The 2,406-nt window shown below is 61.8% G+C and carries 3 protein-coding genes; all 3 read left to right on the forward strand.

Annotated features, from left to right (window positions below):
- Positions 1-150: 150 nt before the first annotated feature.
- The gene (locus SxD43FB_RS23305; RefSeq protein ID WP_096064135.1) at positions 151-480 is read left to right on the forward strand and encodes a transposase; all 330 of its coding nucleotides are present in this window, start codon (positions 151-153) and stop codon (positions 478-480) included.
- Positions 477-824: an IS66 family insertion sequence element accessory protein TnpB gene (gene tnpB, locus SxD43FB_RS23310; protein ID WP_069063899.1), complete on the forward strand. Its 348-nt coding sequence runs from the start codon at positions 477-479 to the stop codon at positions 822-824. The genes SxD43FB_RS23305 and tnpB overlap by 4 nt, the downstream gene beginning before the upstream one ends.
- 59 nt (positions 825-883) lie before the next feature.
- On the forward strand, positions 884-2,406 hold a 1,523-nt coding region (locus tag SxD43FB_RS23315), incomplete at its 3' end, for an IS66 family transposase (RefSeq protein ID WP_255245884.1).

The following is a 2,406-nucleotide window of genomic DNA, read 5'->3' on the forward strand; positions in this document are numbered from 1 at the left end:
TCGCGGAAACCATCTTGGCCAGCGTTCATTTACGAGCGCACATACAGGCCGGACATATGAACGCTAGCGATCCGATCAAAATCTTCTTTCTCCCATTGCAAGGGGAGGCCGTCCACATATGGTGTTTGCACCAGTACTAGGGACGGTGCGATGAGTCAGATCACGGTAATTTCAGGCCCGGAGCGGCGGCGGGTATGGACCGACCAGCAGAAGCGTGAGTTGGTCGCGGCTGTTTCGGCGCCCGGCGCGAACGTGGCGGAGATTGCCCGCCGTGCTGATCTTCGGCCGAACCAGATCTACAGATGGCGGCGGCAGATGGGTCAGGCAGCGCAGAGCTTTGCAGAGGTGCGGGTGCAGCCCGATCCAGTGCCGGTGAGCGGATCGTCGATAATCGTGGAGTTCGAGCGGGCGATCGTACGCATCCCCGCTGGCGCATCGCCTGGGTTGGTGTCGGCAGTGCTGCGGTCGATCAAGCCGTGATCCCAGTTCCCTCCGGCGTCCGGATATGGATCGCGACCGGGCATACCGATATGAGGAAGGGCATGCGATCCCTGGCCCTGCAGATACAGCAGAGCTTCAGGCGGGATCCCCATGCCGGTGATCTTTATGTCTTCCGAGGGCGCCGTGGCGACCTGTGCAAGATCCTGTGGCATGATGGCATTGGCATGTCGCTCTATGCCAAGCGCCTGGAGCGCGGGAAGTATATCTGGCCATCGGCTGTAGACGGGGTGATTGCCATCTCCGCCTCCCAGTTGGCTTGCATGCTGGAGGCGATCGACTGGCGTAATCCGCAAGCAACCTGGCGGCCGACACTGGCCGGATAATCGATGTCGGAGAGTTAAAAAGCTAGAGATTCCGGTGCTTTTCTGCTATGCCTTTGGGCATGGGTGACGTGGCGCAAGCAGAGATCCAGAGCCTTCGCGCGCAGCTTGCCGCAGCCCAGGCGGTCGCCGCTGAAGTGGCCCGGATCAAGGCGATCAACGCCGACCTGGAAGCCCGCAACGCCCTTCTCGAACTGCAGAACGAGAAGATGCGTCGTACCCTTTTTGGCCAGCGATCCGAACGCACGCGCCATCTGCTCGACCAGATGGAACTGACCTTCGAGGAGTGCGAGGCCGCTGCCAGCGAAGATGAGCTTCTGGCTGCCCTGGCAGCGGCGAAGACCAACGTCGCACCGTTTGAACGCAAGCGGCCCGCCCGCAAGCCCTTGCCCGAACATCTGCCACGCGAGCGCGTTGTCATCGCTGCGCCCGATGCCTGCCCCTGCTGCGGCTCGGATCGGCTGTGCAAGCTGGGTGAGGATATCACCGAGACACTTGAGGTCGTGCCGCGCCAGTGGAAGGTGATCCAGACCGTGCGGGAGAAGTTCTCCTGCCGGGATTGTGAGAAGATCACCCAACCGCCAGCGCCTTTCCATGTGACGCCCCGCGGGCTATTTGGCCCCAGCTTCCTGGCGATGCTGCTGTTCGAGAAGTTCGGCGCGCATCAGCCGCTCAACCGCCAGCGTGACCGCTACGCCCGCGAGGGCGTGGAACTGAGCCTTTCGACCCTGGCCGACCAGGTCGGCACCTGCACCGCTGCGCTGATGCCACTCTATCTGTTGATCGAAGCGCATGTCCTGGCCGCAGAGCGACTGCATGGCGACGATACGACGGTGCCAGTGCTGGCCAAGACCAAGACCGATACGGGCCGGATCTGGACCTATGTCCGGGATGATCGACCTTTTGGCGGACCGGCACCGCCAGCGGCGATCTTCCATTATTCCCGTGACCGGCGGGGCGAACATCCTGTGAGCCATCTGCGCAGTTGGAGAGGCATTCTCCAGGCCGATGCCTATGCCGGATATAATGCGCTGTTCCACGCCGACAGACGGCCAGCGCCACTGACCCGCGCCCTTTGCTGGAGCCATGCGCGCCGCTATTTCTTCGAGCTGGCCGATGTCGCCGCGCAGCTCAAGAAGCGCCGCAAGAAGGCACCCGTCATCTCGCCGCTGGCGGTGGAGGCAGTCCGCCGTATCGACGTGATCTTCGACATCGAGCGCGCCATCAACAGCAGACCGGCACAGGAGCGTCTCGCCCTTCGGCAGGAACTCAGCGCACCGCTGGTTGCCGATCTGGAAGAATGGATGTGCGACAACCGGTCGAAGCTATCGAAGAACAGCGATGTGGCCGAGGCCATGGATTATATGCTCAAGGCGTGGCCTGCCTTCACCGCATTCCTCGACGATGGCCGCATCTGCCTTACGAACAACGCGGCGGAACGGGCGCTTCGAGGCATAGCAACGACCGATTCATACTACACCTCCTCTTCAAATGTCCGGAAACAGGGACTTTTGGTTTTCCATTTTGATGCGACACGGGCCTCTGTGACGCGGGAACTGGGTCACTTCGTCCTTTTCCAGGTCCG

The sequence above is a fragment of the Sphingobium sp. D43FB genome (genome assembly GCF_002312805.1).
GTDB lineage: Bacteria > Pseudomonadota > Alphaproteobacteria > Sphingomonadales > Sphingomonadaceae > Sphingobium.

Coding starts and splice junctions, on each gene's coding strand:
- SxD43FB_RS23305 (WP_096064135.1), top strand. CDS start 151: ATGAGTCAGATCACGGTAATTTCAGGCCCGGAGCGGCGGCGGGTATGG.